The sequence below is a fragment of the Actinacidiphila sp. bgisy144 genome, assembly GCF_057708105.1.
On record NZ_JBYIRM010000021.1, the window covers coordinates 131,252 to 150,752 of the forward strand.

Annotated in this window: 14 protein-coding genes; 4 read left to right on the forward strand and 10 right to left on the reverse strand. The window is 73.0% G+C overall.

All coding sequences use genetic code 11. The annotated features are described in order from the left end of the window. Nucleotides 1-354: 354 nt before the first annotated feature. Nucleotides 355-2,874: an ATP-dependent Clp protease ATP-binding subunit gene (locus AC3EVP_RS23780; RefSeq protein ID WP_335983582.1), complete on the forward strand. Its 2,520-nt coding sequence runs from the start codon at nucleotides 355-357 to the stop codon at nucleotides 2,872-2,874. Nucleotides 2,875-2,984: 110 nt separating this feature from the next. Here the strand turns inward: AC3EVP_RS23780 and AC3EVP_RS23785 are convergent, their stop codons facing one another. After that, nucleotides 2,985-6,332 (reverse strand): NACHT domain-containing protein, encoded by a 3,348-nt coding sequence (locus AC3EVP_RS23785; protein ID WP_435132765.1) that lies wholly within the window; start codon nucleotides 6,330-6,332, stop codon nucleotides 2,985-2,987. 7 nt (nucleotides 6,333-6,339) lie between these two features. Further along, a complete protein-coding gene (locus tag AC3EVP_RS23790) occupies nucleotides 6,340-6,687 on the reverse strand; it encodes a trypco2 family protein (protein ID WP_335983577.1) in 348 nt (115 codons plus the stop codon). Nucleotides 6,688-6,971: 284 nt separating this feature from the next. Between AC3EVP_RS23790 and AC3EVP_RS23795 the strand changes: the two genes are divergently transcribed. Then, complete coding sequence (locus tag AC3EVP_RS23795; protein WP_335983574.1) at nucleotides 6,972-7,688, forward strand: M23 family metallopeptidase; 717 nt, start codon at nucleotides 6,972-6,974, stop codon at nucleotides 7,686-7,688. Between the two features lie 80 nt (nucleotides 7,689-7,768). Here AC3EVP_RS23795 and AC3EVP_RS23800 read toward each other — a convergent pair whose 3' ends face one another. Continuing rightward, the gene (locus AC3EVP_RS23800; RefSeq protein WP_335983572.1) at nucleotides 7,769-8,353 is read right to left on the reverse strand and encodes a TetR/AcrR family transcriptional regulator; all 585 of its coding nucleotides are present in this window, start codon (nucleotides 8,351-8,353) and stop codon (nucleotides 7,769-7,771) included. A gap of 208 nt (nucleotides 8,354-8,561) precedes the next feature. On the opposite strand from AC3EVP_RS23800, the gene AC3EVP_RS23805 reads away from it, so the two are divergent. Continuing rightward, a complete protein-coding gene (locus AC3EVP_RS23805) occupies nucleotides 8,562-10,148 on the forward strand; it encodes an MDR family MFS transporter (RefSeq protein WP_435132769.1) in 1,587 nt (528 codons plus the stop codon). A 23-nt stretch (nucleotides 10,149-10,171) separates the two neighbouring features. Here the strand turns inward: AC3EVP_RS23805 and AC3EVP_RS23810 are convergent, their stop codons facing one another. From AC3EVP_RS23810 to AC3EVP_RS23830, 5 genes are all read right to left on the reverse strand, one after another. After that, a complete protein-coding gene (locus tag AC3EVP_RS23810; RefSeq protein WP_335983650.1) occupies nucleotides 10,172-11,422 on the reverse strand; it encodes a sensor histidine kinase in 1,251 nt (416 codons plus the stop codon). Nucleotides 11,423-11,711: 289 nt separating this feature from the next. Beyond that, a complete protein-coding gene (gene cseB / locus AC3EVP_RS23815; RefSeq protein ID WP_335983568.1) occupies nucleotides 11,712-12,395 on the reverse strand; it encodes a two-component system response regulator CseB in 684 nt (227 codons plus the stop codon). A gap of 3 nt (nucleotides 12,396-12,398) precedes the next feature. Further along, nucleotides 12,399-13,166 (reverse strand): hypothetical protein, encoded by a 768-nt coding sequence (locus AC3EVP_RS23820; RefSeq protein WP_435132772.1) that lies wholly within the window; start codon nucleotides 13,164-13,166, stop codon nucleotides 12,399-12,401. Then, nucleotides 13,154-13,684: a SigE family RNA polymerase sigma factor gene (locus AC3EVP_RS23825; RefSeq protein WP_335983647.1), complete on the reverse strand. Its 531-nt coding sequence runs from the start codon at nucleotides 13,682-13,684 to the stop codon at nucleotides 13,154-13,156. The genes AC3EVP_RS23820 and AC3EVP_RS23825 overlap by 13 nt, the downstream gene beginning before the upstream one ends. 462 nt (nucleotides 13,685-14,146) lie before the next feature. After that, nucleotides 14,147-15,193, reverse strand: a complete 1,047-nt coding sequence (locus AC3EVP_RS23830) for an HhH-GPD family protein (protein ID WP_435132775.1) — start codon at nucleotides 15,191-15,193, stop codon at nucleotides 14,147-14,149. A 239-nt stretch (nucleotides 15,194-15,432) separates the two neighbouring features. On the opposite strand from AC3EVP_RS23830, the gene AC3EVP_RS23835 reads away from it, so the two are divergent. Next, nucleotides 15,433-16,254: a hypothetical protein gene (locus tag AC3EVP_RS23835; protein ID WP_435132778.1), complete on the forward strand. Its 822-nt coding sequence runs from the start codon at nucleotides 15,433-15,435 to the stop codon at nucleotides 16,252-16,254. 83 nt (nucleotides 16,255-16,337) lie between these two features. On the opposite strand, the gene disA is transcribed toward AC3EVP_RS23835, so the two are convergent. Beyond that, nucleotides 16,338-17,495: a DNA integrity scanning diadenylate cyclase DisA gene (gene disA / locus AC3EVP_RS23840; protein WP_435132781.1), complete on the reverse strand. Its 1,158-nt coding sequence runs from the start codon at nucleotides 17,493-17,495 to the stop codon at nucleotides 16,338-16,340. 483 nt (nucleotides 17,496-17,978) lie between these two features. Next, complete coding sequence (gene radA / locus AC3EVP_RS23845) at nucleotides 17,979-19,352, reverse strand: DNA repair protein RadA (RefSeq protein ID WP_335983558.1); 1,374 nt, start codon at nucleotides 19,350-19,352, stop codon at nucleotides 17,979-17,981. Between the last annotated feature and the right edge of the window lie 149 nt (nucleotides 19,353-19,501).

A 19,501-nucleotide genomic window follows, 5' to 3' on the forward strand; every position in this document is an offset into this window, starting at 1 on the left:
CCGCGATGGCCGGAAACCGGCGCGCGGTGTTCGCCCTTAGCGCAGAGCGGAGTGCCCGCGCGGTGTGGATTGTCGGCGACCGAGGGTAAGAACTACCTAGTGGGAAGGGCTGGTGTTCGAGCAGGCGGGGCGGGCGTTCGCCACGGGCGTACTGATTGAGAGGGTATTCGCCTGGCCTGCGGGAACATCGTCTCGCACCATCGAGGTTGTGGGAGTGACGTCAGCCGGTTGCGCGGCTTTCCCCGCGAGAGCGGGGGTGATTCGCGAGCGGCGCCGCTGTGCGGGACTAGCATGCGGAAGGACAGGGAGGGGACCGACCCCTCACTGCCCGACCGCTCTGAGGAGCGATTAACGATGTTCGAGAGGTTCACCGACCGCGCGCGGCGGGTTGTCGTCCTGGCTCAGGAAGAAGCCCGGATGCTCAACCACAACTACATCGGCACCGAGCACATCCTCCTGGGCCTGATCCACGAGGGTGAGGGTGTCGCCGCTAAGGCCCTGGAGAGCCTCGGGATTTCTCTTGAGGCGGTCCGCCAGCAGGTGGAGGAGATCATCGGCCAGGGGCAGCAGGCCCCGTCCGGCCACATCCCCTTCACCCCCCGTGCCAAGAAGGTGCTGGAGCTGTCGCTCCGCGAGGCCCTTCAGCTCGGCCACAACTACATCGGCACCGAGCACATCCTGCTCGGCCTGATCCGCGAGGGCGAGGGCGTCGCCGCCCAGGTCCTGGTGAAGCTGGGCGCCGATCTCAACCGGGTCAGGCAGCAGGTCATCCAGCTGCTGTCCGGCTACTCCGGCGGGAAGGAGTCGGCCACGGCCGGCGGGCCGGCCGAGGGCACCCCCTCGACCTCGCTCGTGCTGGACCAGTTCGGCCGCAACCTCACCCAGGCCGCTCGGGAGACCAAGCTCGACCCGGTGATCGGGCGCGAGAAGGAGATCGAGCGGGTCATGCAGGTGCTGTCCCGCCGCACCAAGAACAACCCGGTGCTCATCGGCGAGCCCGGCGTCGGCAAGACCGCCGTCGTGGAGGGCCTGGCCCAGGCGATCGTCAAGGGCGAGGTGCCCGAGACGCTCAAGGACAAGCAGCTCTACACGCTCGACCTCGGCGCCCTGGTGGCCGGCTCGCGGTACCGCGGTGACTTCGAGGAGCGCCTGAAGAAGGTGCTCAAGGAGATCCGCACCCGCGGCGACATCATCCTGTTCATCGACGAGCTGCACACCCTGGTGGGCGCCGGCGCGGCCGAGGGCGCGATCGACGCGGCCTCGATCCTGAAGCCGATGCTGGCCCGCGGTGAACTCCAGACCATCGGTGCCACCACGCTCGACGAGTACCGCAAGTACCTGGAGAAGGACGCCGCGCTCGAGCGCCGCTTCCAGCCGATCCAGGTCGCGGAGCCGTCGCTGCCGCACACCATCGAGATCCTCAAGGGCCTGCGGGACCGGTACGAAGCCCACCACCGCGTCTCCATCACCGACGAGGCGCTCGTGCAGGCGGCCACGCTCGCCGACCGCTACATCTCGGACCGGTTCCTGCCGGACAAGGCGATCGACCTGATCGACGAGGCGGGCTCGCGGATGCGCATCCGCAGGATGACCGCGCCGCCGGACCTGCGCGAGTTCGACGAGAAGATCGCCGAGGTGCGCCGGGAGAAGGAGTCCGCGATCGACTCGCAGGACTTCGAGAAGGCCGCCTCCCTGCGGGACAACGAGAAGCAGCTCCTCGCCGCGAAGTCCAAGCGGGAGAAGGAGTGGAAGGCCGGCGACATGGACGTCGTCGCGGAGGTCGACGGCGAGCTGATCGCCGAGGTCCTGGCCACCGCCACCGGCATCCCGGTCTTCAAGCTGACCGAGGAGGAGTCCACCCGGCTGCTGCACATGGAGGACGAGCTCCACAAGCGCATCATCGGGCAGGTCGACGCGGTCAAGGCGCTCTCCAAGGCGATCCGCCGTACCCGTGCCGGTCTGAAGGACCCCAAGCGTCCCGGCGGCTCGTTCATCTTCGCCGGCCCGTCCGGCGTCGGTAAGACCGAGCTGTCCAAGGCGCTCGCGGAGTTCCTCTTCGGCGACGAGGACGCGCTGATCTCGCTCGACATGTCCGAGTTCAGCGAGAAGCACACCGTCTCGCGGCTCTTCGGCTCCCCGCCCGGATACGTGGGATACGAAGAGGGCGGCCAGCTCACCGAGAAGGTGCGCCGCAAGCCGTTCTCGGTCGTGCTCTTCGACGAGGTCGAGAAGGCGCACCCGGACATCTTCAACAGCCTGTTGCAGATTCTGGAGGACGGCCGGCTGACCGACTCCCAGGGCCGGGTGGTCGACTTCAAGAACACCGTCATCATCATGACCACCAACCTCGGCACCCGGGACATCTCCAAGGGCTTCAACCTGGGCTTCGCCGCCCAGGGCGACACCAAGTCCGGGTACGAGCGGATGAAGAACAAGGTCAGCGACGAGCTCAAGCAGCACTTCCGCCCCGAGTTCCTCAACCGGGTGGACGACGTGATCGTCTTCCCGCAGCTCAGCCAGGAGGACATCCTCCAGATCGTCGACCTGATGATCAGCGCGGTCGACGAGCGGCTGCGCGACCGCGACATGGGCATCGAGCTGAGCCTGGAGGCCAAGGAACTGCTTTCCAAGCGCGGCTACGACCCGGTGCTCGGCGCCCGGCCGCTGCGCCGGACCATCCAGCGCGAGATCGAGGACACCCTCTCGGAGAAGATCCTCTTCGGCGAGCTGCGCCCCGGTCACATCGTGGTCGTGGATGTCGAGGGCGAAGGCGAGTCGGCGAAGTTCACCTTCCGCGGCGAGGAGAAGGTCACCGTGGCCGACGCCCCGCCCGTGGAGACGGCCGGCGGCGCGCCGAACCTCTCCAAGGAGTGACGCTGCGCATGCGGTGACCGCATCGAAAGGGCCCGGCCCCGGCACCCCGTAAGGGGAGCCCGGGGCCGGGCCCTTTTCGGGTGCCGGGCCTGGGGAAGTCCAGAACAGGTCTAGAACTCGACCGTGACGTCCGGGAGCGCGTCCGCGTTGTGGACGGCTGCCGGGCTGGTGCCGCGCAAAGTGATCCGGCGCAACCGGGGCAGCTCTGCGAACGGTGCGAGGTCGACCGACCGGGGCACGGCGCCGCGCCCCACTCCCGGCCGGATCTCCAGCTCCTCCACGCCGGGGAAGTGCCGGAGCACCTGGAGGTGCGGCGGCTGGTCCCGCACCAGCCGGGTGGACAGGACGCGGATGTTCGGCAGGGGCGGGAAGTCCGGCTCGAAAAGCGCTGCGATCCCGTCGCTGACCGACAGCGAGGCCAGCGCGGGCAGGGCGCCGAGCCGGTCCCAGTCGGCGCGGGCGAAACGGTCCGGCTGCGGCGAGTGGCAGCCCAGGTGCTGCAATGCGGTCAGCCGCTCGATGCCCTCCAGTCCCCGGGTGCCGTAGGTGGTGTAGAGGCGGGTGAGCGGCAGGTCGCCGGGCAGCAGGGCCATCCCCTGCCAGGTGTCGGCGTAGCTGTTCAGGGCCAGGGAGGTCAGATGCGGGAGATCCCCGAGCACGCGGAGACCGATCTCCCCGGTCAGGTCGGACAGGTGCAGCTGGCGCAGCGGCAGGTCCGCCAGCGGTGAGAGGTCGGTGAGCTCGCGGCAGTTGTAGAGGTCGAGCTCCCGCAGCAGGAGCAGTCGGCGGCACAGCCGGGCCAGCATCGCGTCGTCGACCGCGTCCGTCCACGTCAGGGTGGTCAGCTCCGGGGCGTGCAGGACGTCGTCGAAGCCGCCGCCGAGTGTCGCATGGGCGGCGACGTGCTCGACCCCGCCCAGCGCGAGGACGGCGCGCAGTTCGTCAATGGTGCGGACCTCGTAGCGCGTGTTGGCCCGGGGCAGATGATCCAGCACCTCGGCGGCGAAGTGCTGCCGGTCGGCGTCGGGCGGGAACTGGGCCAAGAGCCTCCGCACGTCGGCTGCTTCGTGGTCGGTGAAACGGGCCAGCAGGGGGACCGCCGCGTCGCCGCCGATCTGCCAGGCGGTGTTCACCACTGCCGCCGCCTCCTCGTCAGTCAGTCTGTCCGGGCCCGGCAGAAGCTCCAGGACCAGCGGGCCCACGTCGGCGAGCTTTATCGCCTCACTGAACGTCCGCGGCGGGATCAGGGCCGCGCCGCGCTCCTCGACCTCCTCCCGGATCGCCGGGTCCAGCTCGGTGGCGTGCTCCAGGCAGGCCAGGGCGAGCAGGTGGAGGCGGCTGCGGTGGGTCTTCGTACGGTCGCCGCGGGTGAGGACCTTGCGCAGCAGGCGGGCGCGTTCGTCGGGCCGGGCGTGGGCGACGGCCATCCGGATCACGTCGGCCCACTGGTCCTGGTGGGCGTTGCGGGCCATCAGGTCGAAGTCGCGCTCCTCGATCGCGGCCTTCGCGGCCAGGTAGTCCTGGAAGGTGCGGTGGACGAAGTCCACGGTGGCCCCGGAGACCGGCTCGCGGATCAGGCCGCTGCGGTCCAGCAGGTGGCGGTAGACGTCCTCGGCGCCGCCCAGCGCGTCCCGGACCGCGGGCATCGCGGGCAGGGCGGCCGCGACCAGGTCGACCGCGTCGGCCCGGTCCATCTCCGCCTGGCCGTTCTTCACCAGCCAGTACGCCAGTTTCTGGAGCAGCTGGATCTGCGGAGCCTCGGTGAGCAGCGGTTCGAGGTCGCGCTCGCGGTCGCGCCGGTTGAGCAGCATCGACAGCGCGGCGTCGTAGAGCTCCTTGCGGCCGGTGGGCAGGTAGCCGTTGCGGTCGCGGTGCAGGGCGCAGATGAGGCTGCACATGAGGGGGTTGGTGGCGAGCCGGGCGAGGTCCTGCTTGCGGCCTAGGGCCTGTTGCAGGGTGTGCTCGAAGCCGTCGAGGCGGGCGAGTTCCGCGGTGTCGCCGGGCACGGTGGCGCGGGCCGCGTCGTGCCAGCGGGCGGTGAAGGCGCGGACGTCGGCGCGGCTCATCGGGGCGAGGGTCAGCTCGGTGAACCCCTCGTCGGCGAGCCAGGCGTCCTCGACGGCGGACGGGCGGGAGGTGACCAGCCAGCGGTTGCCCGGATAGGTGCCGAGCAGCAGCCGCAGCCAGTCGCCGACCCGCTCCCGGGTGCGCTCGTCCACCTCGTCCAGGCCGTCCACCAGTACCAGGGCGCGCCGGTCGGTGAGGACTTGCTCGGTCCAGCCCGGGGGAGCGGTGAGCGGGGTGCCCACCGCGGTCAGGAAGTCCGCGGGCATCGGCAGCCGCTCCTGGCGGGCGACGGTCCGCAGCGGCAGGACGTACGGCACCAGGCCGTGCAGGTGGCGCAGGTGCTCGCCGAGGTCCTGCCGCGCGGCGCCGACCGCGAGCCACTGCACCAGGGTGCTCTTGCCGGAGCCGGCCACCCCGCGCAGCAGCACCAGTTCCTGCCCGGCGAGCGCCTGCTCCGCCGGGAGCGGCCCGGTGCGCGGTGCGCCGCCGGCGGCGCCGCCGACCGCGTCCGGGTCCGGCCGGCCGGCGGCCCAGCGCGCGGCGCCGGCGCCGCGGTCGGCGGTGACCTCCAGCCCGTAGTACGCGCTGTCCAGCGGCCAGGTGACGCGGGAGCGGGCGGAGAAGTCGATGCCGAAGATCCGCAGGGTGCCGTGGTGCCGGGCGAGGTGGTCGGCGTAGCGGGACTCGAAGTCGGTGGGGCGGCGGGGCGGGCCGACCAGGCGGGGCATGCGGTAGCCGTGGCCGGTCAGGGCGGCGGCGAAGGACTCGTCGCCGAGCAGCCGGGCGAGCGGGGTGAAGGCGATCCGGCTCTGCTGCCAGCCGTTCTGCTGGGCGACGACCACGCCGAGCAGGGCGCCGCCGGTCAGGACGGCCGCACCGGACAGGCCCGCCCACGGGGACGGGCCGTCGGCGGGGGCGGGGGGCGAGGCGCCGTCCACCACGAGGACGCCGTACTCGCTGAAGAGGTTGGAGCCGGGCTTGTAGGTGCCGACGACCTGTTCGGTGTCCAGCCGGTCGCCGTCGGTGCGCTGCACGTAGGGGAAGCCGATCGCCTCGCACCCGGCGACGGGGTCGAGGGAGGCGGTGTTCGCCCAGCGGTCGGCGGTGCGGAAGGCGGCGGCGGGGGCGAGCGGCTGCTCGGTGGTGACCAGGGCCACGTCGATGCCGCGCCCCGGGTCGTACCAGGCGCCGGCCCGCCGGCCCGCGGCGCCGTCCGGGCCGCCGGGCGCGGTGAGCAGCACGGGGGCGTCGCCGGCGACGACATGGGCGGCGGTCAGCACCAGGGTGGGCGTGAGCAGGTAGCCGCTGCCCTGGACGGTGCCGGACTGGAGGACCGCGAGGCGGTAGGGGGCGGGCGGGCGGACCGGGCGCGGCGTCGGGTGCGCGGCCACGACGCGGTCAGCTCTCGTACCGCACGCTCGACGCGTCGCCGCGCGGGGCGCCGATCAGGAGGTGGCCGCCGGTCGCGGACTTCGGGTGCAGGGTCAGGGCGACGGTGTGGGTGCTGCCGGAGGTGCGGGAGCCCTCGGCGCCGGCTTCGACGATCCAGGCCTTGACGCCGCCGCGGCCGGTCCTGGTGCGCTGGAGCTCCACGGTGAACTCCATGCGGATCTCGCCGACCTCGAAGCGCACCTCCGCGCCGGCGCCGCGCACCGCGCCCTCCATCAGCCCGGCACGTACGGCCTCGACGGCGTCGGCCAGTTCCATGCCGGTCACGGCCGGCGCGGATTCGTTCGGTGTGGTCATGGTCGGTCCCCCCTCTGGTCCCCGGAAAACAGCCGTTCCCACGGTAGTGCCGGTGAGGTGTCCCACGTGACGCGGACCACTTACTAACGGAAATAGTGCCGGGTGCGCAGCGCGGAACCCACAGGGAACGCACAGGCGGCAATGCGGACATAACGCATCTTTTCTCCTACGAATGTCCGTAGTAAGGGGGGTCCTTGCCCATGTCCGGAATGCCGGGTTACCAAGGATTCGCGACGGGCCGCTGCCGGATTCGTCGCTCCCCCATCCAGTGAGGTCATTTCTTCATGCGCAAGAACTCCACGACGCAGAACCGCACCCCGAAGACCGTTACCCGCGGCCGGGTCGCCGTAGTGGGCGGCGGCCTGGTGGCGGCACTCGCCTTGGGCTCTACGGCGGCCTTCGCCGCCACGTCGCACTCCTCCTCCGAGGCCTCCTCGGGCTTCATGAACGCGGCCACGGTCGCGAACGTCTCCGACGCCGTGCAGGCGAAGACCGCTGCCGCGAAGACCACCGCCGCGAAGACCGCGGCCCAGACCGCGGCCAAGGCGAAGGCCGACGCCAAGGCGAAGAAGGCCGCCGCGGCCAAGAAGCTCCAGGCGTCCTGGGTGACCCCGGTCACCGGCTACACCCTCGGTGCGGGCTACGCCCAGGTGGGCAAGCACTGGGCGCACACCCACTCCGGCCAGGACTTCGTCGTCAACAGCGGCACCACCGTGCGCGCCGCGCACAGCGGCACCGTGGTGACCGCCGGCTGGGGCGGCGCCTACGGCAACAACATCGTGATCAAGCACGGCTCGCACCTGTACACGCAGTACGGCCACCTGTCGAAGATCGGCGTGCACGTCGGCGAGCACGTGAACACCGCGCAGACCATCGGCCTGTCCGGCTCCACCGGCAACTCCACCGGCCCGCACCTGCACTTCGAGGTCCGGACCACGCCGTACTACGGCTCCTCCGTCGAGCCGCTGCACTTCCTGCGCGCCCACGGCGTCAACCCGTAAGGCGGGCGGAACCCACGAAATGAGGACCCGGGCACCCATGGTGCCCGGGTCCTCGCGCGCTCCCGCCCGCGCGGGCGCGGTCAGGTCCGCGCGAGGTCGTGCTCGGCCTGCGCGACCAGGTCGAGCGCCACCGCGAGGATCGCCCCGCGCTTCTCCTCGTCATCGCCCTCGACGCTCTGCATCACGTGCATCCCCGCGTGCATCGAGAACAGCGCCGTCAGCGAGCGGATCTGCGCGGTCATCGGCGAGCTCGGCTCGGTGAGCAGCTCGCTGAGCGCCTTTATCCGGATCTTGAGGGACTCCCCGATCGCCAGGTCGCGGACGGTGGCCTGGTTCTCCTGGAGGAAGCGGAAGAGGTCGCCGGCGCTCCACAGCGCGTCGCAGTAGCGGCGCAGCAGCTCCTGCTTCGTCTCCAGCGTGTGCGGCTGGCCCTGCGCCCAGGTGATCAGGTCGTCGATCGGGGCCGTGAGGTCCGCCGAGATGCTGATCAGGATGTCTTCCTTGGTCTTGAAGTGGTAGTAGAGCGCCGCCTTGGTGACGTTCAGCCGCTCGGCGATCTCCCGCAGCGACGTCTTCTCGTACCCCTGCTCGGCGAAGAGCTTCAGGGCGACGTCCTGGATGCGGTGGCGTGTGTCGCTGCGCCGGGTCTGGTGCGGTGTGGCCATGGCGGTCGCTCTCCTGCTGCACTGCGCGTGGCCTGGTGCGGCCACTGCGTGACGGGCCTCCTCACGGTACGGCCCCACCACGACCTTACGCACTTACTTGACGCCCGGCTAGTTAGCCCCTACCTTGCTTTTCGACCAGAACTAGCCGGGCGGCAAGTAAGTTCCAGCGAACGACTCCGCCCTCCTCCCGGAGGAAGGGACGCCGGTCATGACCCAGACCGAAGCGCCGCTCAGCAAGCAGCCGCCCGCGGCCGCGGCACCCCGCGAGCGCAGTGTGCGGGTGGTGATGGCGGGCCTGCTGATCGCCATGCTGCTCGCGATGCTCGACAACATGATCGTCGGCACCGCGATGCCCACGATCGTCGGCGAGCTCGGCGGCCTGAACCACCTGTCGTGGGTGGTCACCGCCTACACGCTGGCCACCGCCGCCTCGACCCCGATCTGGGGCAAGCTCGGCGACCTGTACGGCCGCAAGGGGATCTTCCTCACCTCGATCGTGCTGTTCCTGATCGGCTCGGCGCTGTCCGGGATGTCGCAGTCCATGGACCAGCTCATCGCCTTCCGCGCGGTCCAGGGCCTGGGCGCGGGCGGCCTGATGGTCGGCGTGATGGCGATCATGGGCGACCTGATCCCGCCCCGCGAGCGCGGCAAGTACCAGGGCATGATCGCCGGCGTGATGGCCGTGGCGATGATCGGCGGTCCGCTGGTCGGCGGCTCGATCACCGACAACTGGGGCTGGCGATGGAGCTTCTACATCAACCTGCCGATCGGCGCGGTCGCCCTCGCCGTGGTCACCGTCGTGCTGCACCTGCCGAAGCGGAAGCCCGGCGCCGCCCGGATCGACTACCTCGGCGCCGCCCTGCTCACCGTGGCGATCACCTCGCTGGTGCTGCTGACCACCTGGGGCGGCACCCAGTACGCCTGGGGCTCCGGGCAGATCCTCGGCCTGCTGGTGCTCGGCGTGGTCACCCTGGCCGGCTTCCTCTACACCGAGACCCGCGCCGCCGAGCCGGTGCTGCCGCTGCGCATCTTCCGCAGCCGCAACTTCACCCTGATCTCGGTGATCGGCTTCCTCGTCGGCTTCACCATGTTCGGCGCGATGACCTTCCTGCCGCTCTACCAGCAGACCGTGCAGGGCGCCTCGGCCACCAACTCCGGCCTGCTCCTGCTGCCGATGCTGCTGGCGATGATGGCGGTGTCGATGGTCGCCGGGCGGCTGACCACCAGCACCGGCCGCTACAAGGTCTTCCCGATCGTCGGCGGGGTGCTGATCACCATCGGGCTCTACCTGCTGTCCACGATGGGCGTCGACACCTCCCGCACCGTCTCCGGCGTGTACATGGCCGTGCTCGGCGCCGGGATGGGCTGCATCATGCAGATCACCATGCTGGTGGCGCAGAACAGCGTGGACATGCGGGACATGGGCGTCGGCTCCTCGTCCGCGACGCTCTTCCGCACCATCGGCGGCTCCTTCGGCGTCTCGCTCTTCGGCGCGCTGTTCTCGCACCGGGTGCAGGACGTCATGGCCTCGCGGCTGGGCGGCAAGGGCGCGGCGGCGCTCGGCGGCGGTGCCCAACTCGACCCCAAGGCGGTCGCCCGCCTGTCCGCCACCGTGAAGGACGGCTACTTCCACGCGGTGTCCGCCGGCACCCACCAGGTGTTCCTGTGGGGCACCGTGGTCAGCGTGATCGGGTTCGTCGCCGCGCTCTTCGTCGTCGAGACGCCGCTGCGGGGTGCGGGCCCCAAGGAGGAGGTCCCCGCGGACGGGGCGCCGGAGCCGGTCGACGCGGTCTGAGGGCCCGGAAGGCCGTCGGACGCTCAGCCGCGGGGGAGCATCAGCTGGGCGACGGCGCCGCCGCCGTCGGCCGCCGGGGCGTTGCGGAAGGTCAGGCGGGCGCCGAGGACGCGGGTCTGGCCGACCGCGATGGTCAGGCCCAGCCCGTGGCCGCCGCCCGCGCGGTCGGTGCGGCCGGTGCGGAAGCGGCTGGGCCCCTCCCGCAGCAGGTCCGCGGGGAAGCCCGGGCCGTGGTCGCGGACCCGTACGAAGGCGCCGTCGACCAGGACCTCGATCGGGGCCGCGCCGTGCCGCAGCGCGTTGGCCAGCAGGTTGCCGAGGACCCGCTCCAGGCGGCGCGGGTCGGTCGGCACCACGGCGTCCTCGGCGACGGTCACGGTGGCGCCGGGCGCGAGCACGGGCACCCGGCGCCGTACGAAGTCGCCCAGCGCGATGTCCTGGAGCTCGGGGTGCTCGGCGGCGCCGTCCAGCCGGGCCACTTCGAGGACGTCCTCCACGAGGGTGCGCAGCGCGTGCACCCGGTCACGGACGAGTTCGGCCGGGCGGCCGGGCGGCAGCAGCTCGGCGGCGGTGACCAGGCCGGTGACGGGGGTTCGCAGCTCGTGCGCGATGTCGGCGGTGACCCGGCGCTCGGCCTCCAGCCGCAGCTGGAGCGCGTCGGCCATGCCGTCGACCGCCCGGGCCAGCTCGTCGGTCTCGTCGCGGACCCGGCGGCCCCCGATCGCCTCGCGCACCCGCACCTGGGTGTCGCCGTCGGCGACCTTGCGGGCGGCGACCGCGGCCTTGCGCAGCCGCCGCGACATCCGCCCGCCGATCAGCACGCCGATCGCGGTGCCGCCGACCACCACCGCGAGCGAGCCGGCGACGAGTGCCTGGTCGAGGTCGACCAGCACCGAGTAGCGGTCGCTGAACGCGCTCTTCAGCGACAGCACGTGGCCGTTCCCGGCGGGGGTCTCGGCCCACACGGTGGGGTCGTCGCCGCGGCCGGCCGCGACGTACGTGGCGCGCTGGCCGCGTTCGGCGTACACCTTCAGGGCAGGCGGCAGGCCGGGGTCGTCGAGCCGGGCGTAGAAGACCAGCCGGCCGGTGGCCTCGTAGATCCGCAGCGCGGACTGGACGCGCTCGTCCTGGACGTCCCGGGTGGAGTTGATCATGCTCACCCGGGCGGCGTTGTGCACCACGAGGCTGAGCGCGAGGACGACCAGGGCGGAGACCGCGGCGATGGCCGCGCTGATCTTCCAGCGCAGGCCGCGGCGCAGGATCAGGCGGCGCAGCAGCGGGCGGTGCCGCAGGGCGCGCCGGGCCCGCCGGGCCCGCCGGGCCCGCCGGGCCCGCCGGGCCCGCCGGGCCAGGCGGGCGGAGAGCCGGGCCAGCCGGGCGGACCGGCGCCGTCGGGACGGACCGGGGGCCGCGTCGGGGCCGGCGCCGTCGCGGCTGTTGCCGTCGGGGCGCTCGTCCGGGGCCCGGACGGGGCCGGGCGGCGCGGCAGGGGCCGCAGAGCCGGCCGAGGAGCCGGGCGGACCGTCCACCACGTCCGCGTCCACCTCCATGTCCGCGTCCACCTCAGGCCCTCAGCTTGTAGCCGAAGCCGCGGACGGTCTCCAGCCGGTCCTGGCCGATCTTCGTCCGCAGCCGCTGCACATGGACGTCCACCACGCGGGTGTCGCCGCCCCACGCGTAGTCCCACACCCGCGCCAGCAGGTGGTCGCGGGAGAGCACCGTGCCCGGGGCGCGGGCGAACTCCAGCAGCAGCCGCATCTCCGTCGGCGTCAGCGCCAGCCGCTGCCCGGCCCGGGTGACCTCCAGGCCCTCGGGGTCGATCTCGATGTCGCCGAAGGACAGCACCGCGCCCTCGTCGGCCGCCTCTCCCGGCGAGGCGGCGCGGAAGCGGCGCAGCACCGCGCGGATGCGGGCCACCAGCACCGCGCCGTCGAACGGCTTGGTGACGTAGTCGTCGGCGCCGGCCTCCAGCCCGAGCACCACGTCGATCGCGTCGGCCCGCGCCGAGACCATGATCACCGGGACCGTGGACTCGTCGCGGATACGGCGGCACAGGCTCACCCCGTCGATGCCCGGCACCATCACGTCGAGCAGCGCAAGGTCCGGCCGCTCGGCCCGGAAGGAGTCCAGGCCCGTGACGCCGTCGGGCGCCGCCGTGACGCGGAAGCCGTCGCGCTCCAGGGCGAGCGTGGTCGCCTCGCGGATCACGTCGTCGTCCTCGACGAACAGCACGTGGGTGGGGGCCATGCGCTACCGCCCCCCACCGGTCGCGGTGGGCGACGGGGAGGAGGGCGAGGGCGAGGCGGTCGAGGGCAGCTCCGGGTCGAGCAGTTCGGAGTTGGGCAGCGGCACGGGGTCGGTGGAGGTCGGCTCGGGCTCGGCGGTCGGCGTCTTCGCGCCGAAGTCGAAGTAGGAGCGCGAGACCTCGCGGAAGCTGGAGCCGCGCCAGGCGTAGGTGACCGTTTCCTCACCGGTCGGGTACGCCACCGCGTCGTCGGTCCGGTAGACCTCGTGGACCACCTGGAGCCGCCCGTTGATCACACTGCCGTAGACCGGGGAGTGCTCGTCGGCGAAGACACAGCGGTACTTCGTGCCGGTCATCCGGTACACGTACGCGGCGATGCCGAGGCCGTCGCCGCAGGTGGTGACATTGACCACCAGGTCGGGGCCGTCGCCGGAGGTGAGGTCGCCGGAGTCGGTGTCCAGCGGGTAGGCCGCGTCGGAGCCGATGCCGGCGGTGTCGTCGCTGTCGCCGTCGCCGTCCGGGTCGTCGGAGCCGGCGGCGGTGCACGGCTCCAGGTCCTCCCGCACCTCCGCGCTGACGCTGGTGTCCCGGCGCACCATCCGGGCCAGCGCGGCCGGGTCGGAGGCGAGCGCGGGGGCGGCGGTGTCGGGTGTCTTCACCGTCGCCGTCGGCGCCGGGCCCTCCTGGCGGGCGCCGGTCACCGTGCTGCCGCAGCCGGTCGCCGTCACGCAGGCGAACGCGCCCACCGCGGCGGTCAGCGCTATGCGGCGCACTGGCTCTCCTTCCGCGTGTACCCGTACCTGCCGTGCTCCAGCTCGTGCCGCAGCCGGGCCAGCGCCCGGTGCAGCGTGCTCTTCACGGTACCCGCCGACATACCCAGCGCACGGGCCGTCTCCTCGGTGCTCAGCTGGCCGTAGTGCCGCATCAGCACCACCTGGCGCTGCTGCGGCGCCAGCACCCGCATCACGTCGCGCAGCATCTCCCGGTCGGCGTGCTGCTCCGCACCGTCGTCGACGCTGGCCTCCGGGAGGTCGCCGGTGGGCACCTCCTCCAGGCGCCGGCTGCGCCACCACTCGGTGCGGGTGTTGATCATCACGCGGCGCATGTACGCGTCCGCGAGCCGCTTGTCGGCGATGCCGTCCCAGCGCGGGTACGTACGCACCAGGGCGGTCTGCACCAGGTCCTGCGCGTCCACCGGGTCCGGCACCAGCCGGCGCGCGCTGCGCAGCAGGGCATCCTGCCGGGTCCGTACGTACTCCTCGAACTCCAGAACGCCGCTGCTCGCCGCCATCTGTGTCGCCTCCACCCCGCCGATCACGCCTGCCGTCCACGGGCCGACGAGAACGTCTCCCACGGCCTGGTCCGACGCTACGAACCGGATGTTGGGCTTTCGCGACCACCGCCGCACAGCGAGCGCACAGCAACCCATCGGTTGTGTAACAGCCCCCGTAACGGGCCGGCGCGGCCGCCCGTCCCCGGTGCGCCCGAGGACAACCGCCTGCGGCGGAGGGCGGCCGGCGCCCGGCGGGCACGCGGCCGGAGTCGTGCCGGGGGCGGGCCGGGCTGCTAGCTCGGCGGGTGTCGGTGGCGGTCGTGGCGGTGGCGGTCGCGGTGTGGGGGTGGAACGGTGTCGGGCCGGATGCCCGGGGGCGGGCGGACGGCGCCCCTGCCCCGCCCGTGGGCACCGGGGCGGCGCCGGCGCCTGGCGGGGGGTGGGCGCCGGGCTTCGGGTGCTGGTCCCGCGGAACGCGGGTCAGGCGGGGAGGCGGTAGTGGTCGTCGGGGAGGCGTTCGACGAGGCCGTCCGTGAGGAGGCCGTCGAGGGCGCGGGCGCGTTGGACGGGCTCCTGCCAGGCGGTGTCCAGCACGGCGCGGGGGACCGGGGTGCGGCTGGCCCGGAGGATCGCCAGCAGCCGGCCGCGCACCTGCCGGTCGGTGCCCGCGTACGTCTGGCCGCGCCGGGGCGGGCCGTCGTGCGGGGGCGAGCCGGCCAGCCGCCACGCGCACCGGTCGGCCACCGGGCAGCTCCCGCACTGCGGCGAGCGTGCCGCGCAGACCAGGGCGCCCAGTTCCATGGTGGCCGCGGCCCAGCGCGCCGCGGTGCCCTCGTCCTCGGGCAGCAGCGCGGTCGCGAGGCGGCGTTCGGCGGCGGTCGTGGCGTTCGGCGGGTATTCCACGCCGGTGACCGCGCGGGCGAAGACCCGCCGTACGTTCGTGTCGAGCACGATGTGCCGCCGGCCGTACGCGAAGGACGCCACCGCCGCCGCGGTGTACTCCCCGATCCCCGGCAGGGCCAGCAACTCCGCGTGTTCGCGTGGGACTTCGCCGCCGTGCTGCTGCGCTATGGCCGTCGCGGCGGCGTGCAGCCGCAGCGCGCGCCGCGGATAGCCGAGCCGGCCCCAGGCCCGCACCGCCTCCCCCGCGGGCTCGGCGGCGAGGTCGGCCGGGCGCGGCCACCGCGCCATCCACTCCGCGTGCACCGGCAGCACCCGGCTGACCGGGGTCTGCTGGAGCATGAACTCGCTCACCATCACCGACCAGGCACCCGCGTCGGCCCGCCGCCAGGGCAGGTCCCGGGCGTGGTCGTCGAACCAGTCGATCACCGCGCTGTGCAGCGCCCCGTGGGCGGGGAGGTCGACGGGCACCGGGTCCGCGGACGGTGTCCCGGTCCCGGGCGCCGGTGCGGGCCGGGGCGCGGTCCCGGCGGTGGGCCGGGGGGAGGCGCCCAGGGCGCCGCCGACCGGGGCGTGGGCCGCCGGAAGCTGGGTGGGGGACTGGGTGGGGGAGAGGTCATTGCTCATCGCGGGTTGATCCTCGCACATGCCAATGACATCGCATGCGGACGGTAACCGGAGCGCGGGGATGCGTGACGATGCACTCCGGGTGGTACACGGAGCGCGGAACCGGCGCGCGGAACAGCGCGCGGAAAGAGGGGACTTCGGGGCGATGTAAACGTGATGATCGGCAAAGACTGGACGTATGGCGGCGGGTGGTGCGGCGCCGCGGTACCGATCTCCCCTAGAGTGCGTCTGTGGGCTCCATGCGCAATCCCGTCGGTCCTCTGCCATCGTCCATCTACTGGCGGCGGCGGGCAGTTCTGCTGTGCCTGCTCGCGCTGGTCGCGGCCATCGTCCTGTGGGTGGTCACCAGTCGCGGCGGCGGGGGAGGCAACGGCGCGAGCGCGCCCGCCGATTCGCACACCCCGGCGGCGACCATCACCCCGGGCCCGACACCGTCCGGCCCGCACGACGGCAGCGAGCCCGGCGGACAGCCCACCGCGCCCAGCGGCTCCTCCGGCAGCGGCGGCGACGACAACGGCGGTACGGACAGCGGCACTTCGAGCGGAGCCGACACCGGCGGCGCCACCGCGTCGGCGCCCTCGGCCACCTCGGGCGGCTCTGGCAGCGGCGGTACCGGCTCGGTGCCCCCGGCCGGCCAGGAGGTGCCGGCCGGCTCCTCGCTGCCGACCTGCACCCCCGGCACGGTCACGCTCTCGGTCAGCCCGGTGCGCAACACCTACCAGCCCGGCCAGCACCCGCAGTTCCGCCTCGTGGCGGCCAACTCCGGTGCGGCCGCGTGCAAGATCGACGTCGGCCCGAAGAGCGCGGTGTTCACGGTCACCAGCGCGCCGGGCGGCAGCCACGTCTGGGCGTCGGACGACTGCCCGGCCACCGGCTCCCACCTGCTCCAGGTGCCCGCGCGCTCCTCGATGTCGTACACGCTGAGCTGGAACGGGCAGACCAGCTCGCCGCAGTGCGCGAAGCCCAAGGGCCAGCAGGCCGGCAGCGGCACCTACCTGGTCCAGCTCCGGATGTCGGGGTACGGCAGCAAGCAGACGTCCTTCCAGCTCACCGACGACTGACGGCGGCGGCCCGGGCGGTACGGCCGCGCGGTTGCGGTCCCGGTCCCGGTCCCGGTTGCGCGGGCGCGGGCCGGGCGGTGCGGCTACACGTACCGTTCGAGGATCGAGGACTCGGCCAGCCGGGACAGACCCTCGCGGACCGAGCGGGCCCGTGCCTCGCCGACGCCCTCGACGGCCTGGAGGTCGTCCACGCTGGCGGCGAGCAGCTTCTGCAGCCCGCCGAAGTGCTCGACCAGCCGCTCGATGACGGTGTTCGGCAGCCGCGGCACCTTCGCCAGCAGCCGGTAACCGCGCGGCGAGACCGCGGAGTCGAGCGACTCGGGTGACCCGGTGTAGCCCAACGCACGGGCCACCGTGGTCAGTTCGATCAGCTCGCTCTGCGGCAGCGCGTCCAGCTCGGCGAGCGCCTCGGCCACGGTACGGCTGCGCTTGGCGGTCGGCTCGGGGACGTAGTCGCGCGCGACGAGTTCGCGCTCCGGCTCCACCCCGGCGATCAACTCGTCGAGCTGGAGGGCGAGCAGGCGCCCGTCGGTGCCCAACTCCACGACGTACTCGGCGATCTCGGTGGCGATCCGGCGCACCATCTCCAACCGCTGGGCGACGGCGGTGACGTCCCGCACCGTCACCAGGTCCTCGATCTCCAGCGCGGACAGGGTGCCGGCCACCTCGTCCAGCCGCAGCTTGTAGCGCTCCAGCGTGGCCAGGGCCTGGTTCGCGCGGGACAGGATCGCCGCGGAGTCCTCCAGCACGCGGCGCTGCCCGTCGACGTACAGCGCGATCAGCCGCATCGACTGGCTGACCGACACCACGGGGAAGTTGACCTGGCGGCTGACCCGGTCCGCGGTGCGGTGCCGGGTGCCGGTCTCCTCGGTGGGGATCGTGGGGTCCGGTACGAGCTGCACGCCCGCCCGCAGGATCTTGGTGATGTCCTTGTCGAGGATCAGCGCGCCGTCCAGCTTGCACAGCTCGCGCAGCCGGGTCGCGGTGAACTCCACGTCCAGCACGAAACCACCGGTGCACAGCGACTCGACGGTCTTGTCCATGCCGAGCACGATCAGGCCGCCGGTGTTGCCCCGGACGATCCGCTCCAAGCCGTCGCGCAGCGCCGTACCCGGGGCGACCGCGCTCAGCGACGCGTGCATCAGACCGCCGTCGCTCAGGGCTGCGCCGGCGCGCCCGGAGGAGTCGCCCGCTGCCCTACGAGCCGGGGCGGAGCCCCCTGCCCGGTCGTTGGCTGCCACTCTGCTCCTCACGGTCGCTGCGTTTCGCCAAGCTTACGACTCCCTGCGGGGGGCTCGGGCGGACCCGCCGTAGGCGGGTGCGCAGGGGGCGGTCGAGGGACCTTGAGGAGTGATCGGGGGAGGGTGCGGGGATGCGCCGCCGGTCGTCCGGCCCGTCCCCGGCCGCAGGCCGGTCGTTGGCTGGTCGCGCAGTTCCCCGCGCCCCTTTGGGGGGCCAGCTTCTTTCGCGGGATGAGCTGAGCAAGAACAGGGGCGCGGGTGCGGGGTTGCGCCGCCGGTCGTCCGGTCCGTTGCCGGTCGCAGGGCGGTCGGTGGCTGGTCGCGCAGTTCCCCGCGCCCCTGAATGTGCTCGGCCCTTCCGGCGAAAGAAGCCGGCGCCCCAAAGGGGCGCGGGGAACTGCGCGACCAGCCCTCCACCGGCGGGTGGTCCCGGAACCGACAGGACGGGGCAGCCCGGAGGGTCCGCTCAGCCCCCGGCGGGGGTCAGCGGCGGGGGAGGGTGCGCAGGGCGTCGGAGATGTCGGCCACTTCGGTGACGCGCATGCCCGCGGGGATCTTGCCGGGGTCGGGCGGGACGAGGGCGTGGGTGAAGCCGAGCCGGTGGGCTTCGGTGAGGCGCCGCCCGACGCCGGTGACGCGGCGCACCTCGCCGGCCAGCCCGACCTCGCCGACGGCGACGAGGTTCTTCGGCAGGGGCGTGTCGATCGCGGCACTGGCCAGCGCCAGCGCCACCGCCAGGTCGGCCGCGGGCTCGGTGAGCTTCACGCCGCCGACGGTGGCGGTGTAGATGTCCTGCTTGCCGATGGACTTGATCCGGCCGCGCTGTTCGAGGACCGCGAGCATCATGGACACGCGGGAGTTCTCCAGGCCGGAGGTGGTGCGCCGGGGCGAGGGGATCTGGGTGTCCACGGTGAGCGCCTGCACCTCGGCGACCAGCGGCCGGCGCCCTTCGAGGGTGACCGTGAGGCAGGTGCCGGGCACGGGTTCGTCGCGGCGGGTGAGGAAGAGCCCGGAGGGGTCGGCGAGACCGGTGATGCCCTCGTCGTGGAGCTCGAAGCAGCCGACCTCGTCGGTGGCCCCGAAGCGGTTCTTCACCCCGCGGATCAGCCGCAGCCGGGCGTGCCGGTCGCCCTCGAAACTGAGGACGACGTCGACCAGGTGCTCCAGCAGCCGGGGCCCGGCGATCGCGCCGTCCTTCGTGACGTGGCCGACCAGGAGCGTGGCCATGCCGCGCTCCTTGGACGCGCGGATCAGCGCGCCGGCGACCTCGCGGACCTGGGCCATGCCGCCGGGCGCGCCGTCGATCTCCGGGGAGGCGACGGTCTGCACGGAGTCGAGGACGAGCAGGCCGGGCTTGACGTCGTCGAGGTGCCCGAGGACCGCGGACAGATCGGTCTCGGCGGCGAGGTAGAGGTGGTCGGCGAGGGCGCCGATGCGGTCGGCGCGCAGCCGCACCTGGGAGGCGGACTCCTCACCGGTCACGTAGAGCGTGGGGGACTGCGGGCCGGACGCCTTGGCCGCCACGTCCAGCAGCAGCGTGGACTTGCCGACGCCGGGCTCACCGGCCAGCAGGACGACGGCGCCGGGCACCAGGCCGCCGCCGAGCACCCGGTCCAGCTCGGGCACGCCGGTGGAGCGGGCGGTGGCCTGGGTGCCGTCGACCTGGGCGATCGGGCGGGCGGCCGCCGTCACCCGGCCCGGCGCGGTGGTGCGGACCGCGGGGGCGCCGCCGAACTCCTCGACGGTGCCCCACGCCTGGCACTCGCCGCAGCGGCCGAGCCACTTCACCGTGGTCCAGCCGCACTCGGTGCAGCGGTACGAGGGGCGGTCCTTGGACGCGGGTTTGCGGGTGGCCATGCCGTTCACCGTAGCGGGCCGGACCGACAGCCGCGGTCACTCGTACGTGTGGCCGCGACTTCACCATTTTGTGGTGGATCATTACCCGTACGGGTTAAAGAGGGCCGGTAGTGGTGAACCGGGGGCGCGCGCGGGCCTACCGTCGCCCG

Bases quoted from the DNA above. Each gene is read 5' to 3' on its own strand.
- AC3EVP_RS23825 (WP_335983647.1), bottom strand. From the start codon at position 13,684: ATGGCGGCGAGCAGCGGCGTTCTGGAGTTCGAGGAGTACGTACGGACC.
- AC3EVP_RS23835 (WP_435132778.1), top strand. From the start codon at position 15,433: ATGCGCAATCCCGTCGGTCCTCTGCCATCGTCCATCTACTGGCGGCGG.
- AC3EVP_RS23800 (WP_335983572.1), bottom strand. From the start codon at position 8,353: ATGGCCACACCGCACCAGACCCGGCGCAGCGACACACGCCACCGCATC.
- AC3EVP_RS23795 (WP_335983574.1), top strand. From the start codon at position 6,972: ATGCGCAAGAACTCCACGACGCAGAACCGCACCCCGAAGACCGTTACC.
- AC3EVP_RS23830 (WP_435132775.1), bottom strand. From the start codon at position 15,193: ATGAGCAATGACCTCTCCCCCACCCAGTCCCCCACCCAGCTTCCGGCG.
- AC3EVP_RS23780 (WP_335983582.1), top strand. From the start codon at position 355: ATGTTCGAGAGGTTCACCGACCGCGCGCGGCGGGTTGTCGTCCTGGCT.
- AC3EVP_RS23805 (WP_435132769.1), top strand. From the start codon at position 8,562: ATGACCCAGACCGAAGCGCCGCTCAGCAAGCAGCCGCCCGCGGCCGCG.
- cseB (WP_335983568.1), bottom strand. From the start codon at position 12,395: ATGGCCCCCACCCACGTGCTGTTCGTCGAGGACGACGACGTGATCCGC.
- radA (WP_335983558.1), bottom strand. From the start codon at position 19,352: ATGGCCACCCGCAAACCCGCGTCCAAGGACCGCCCCTCGTACCGCTGC.
- AC3EVP_RS23790 (WP_335983577.1), bottom strand. From the start codon at position 6,687: ATGACCACACCGAACGAATCCGCGCCGGCCGTGACCGGCATGGAACTG.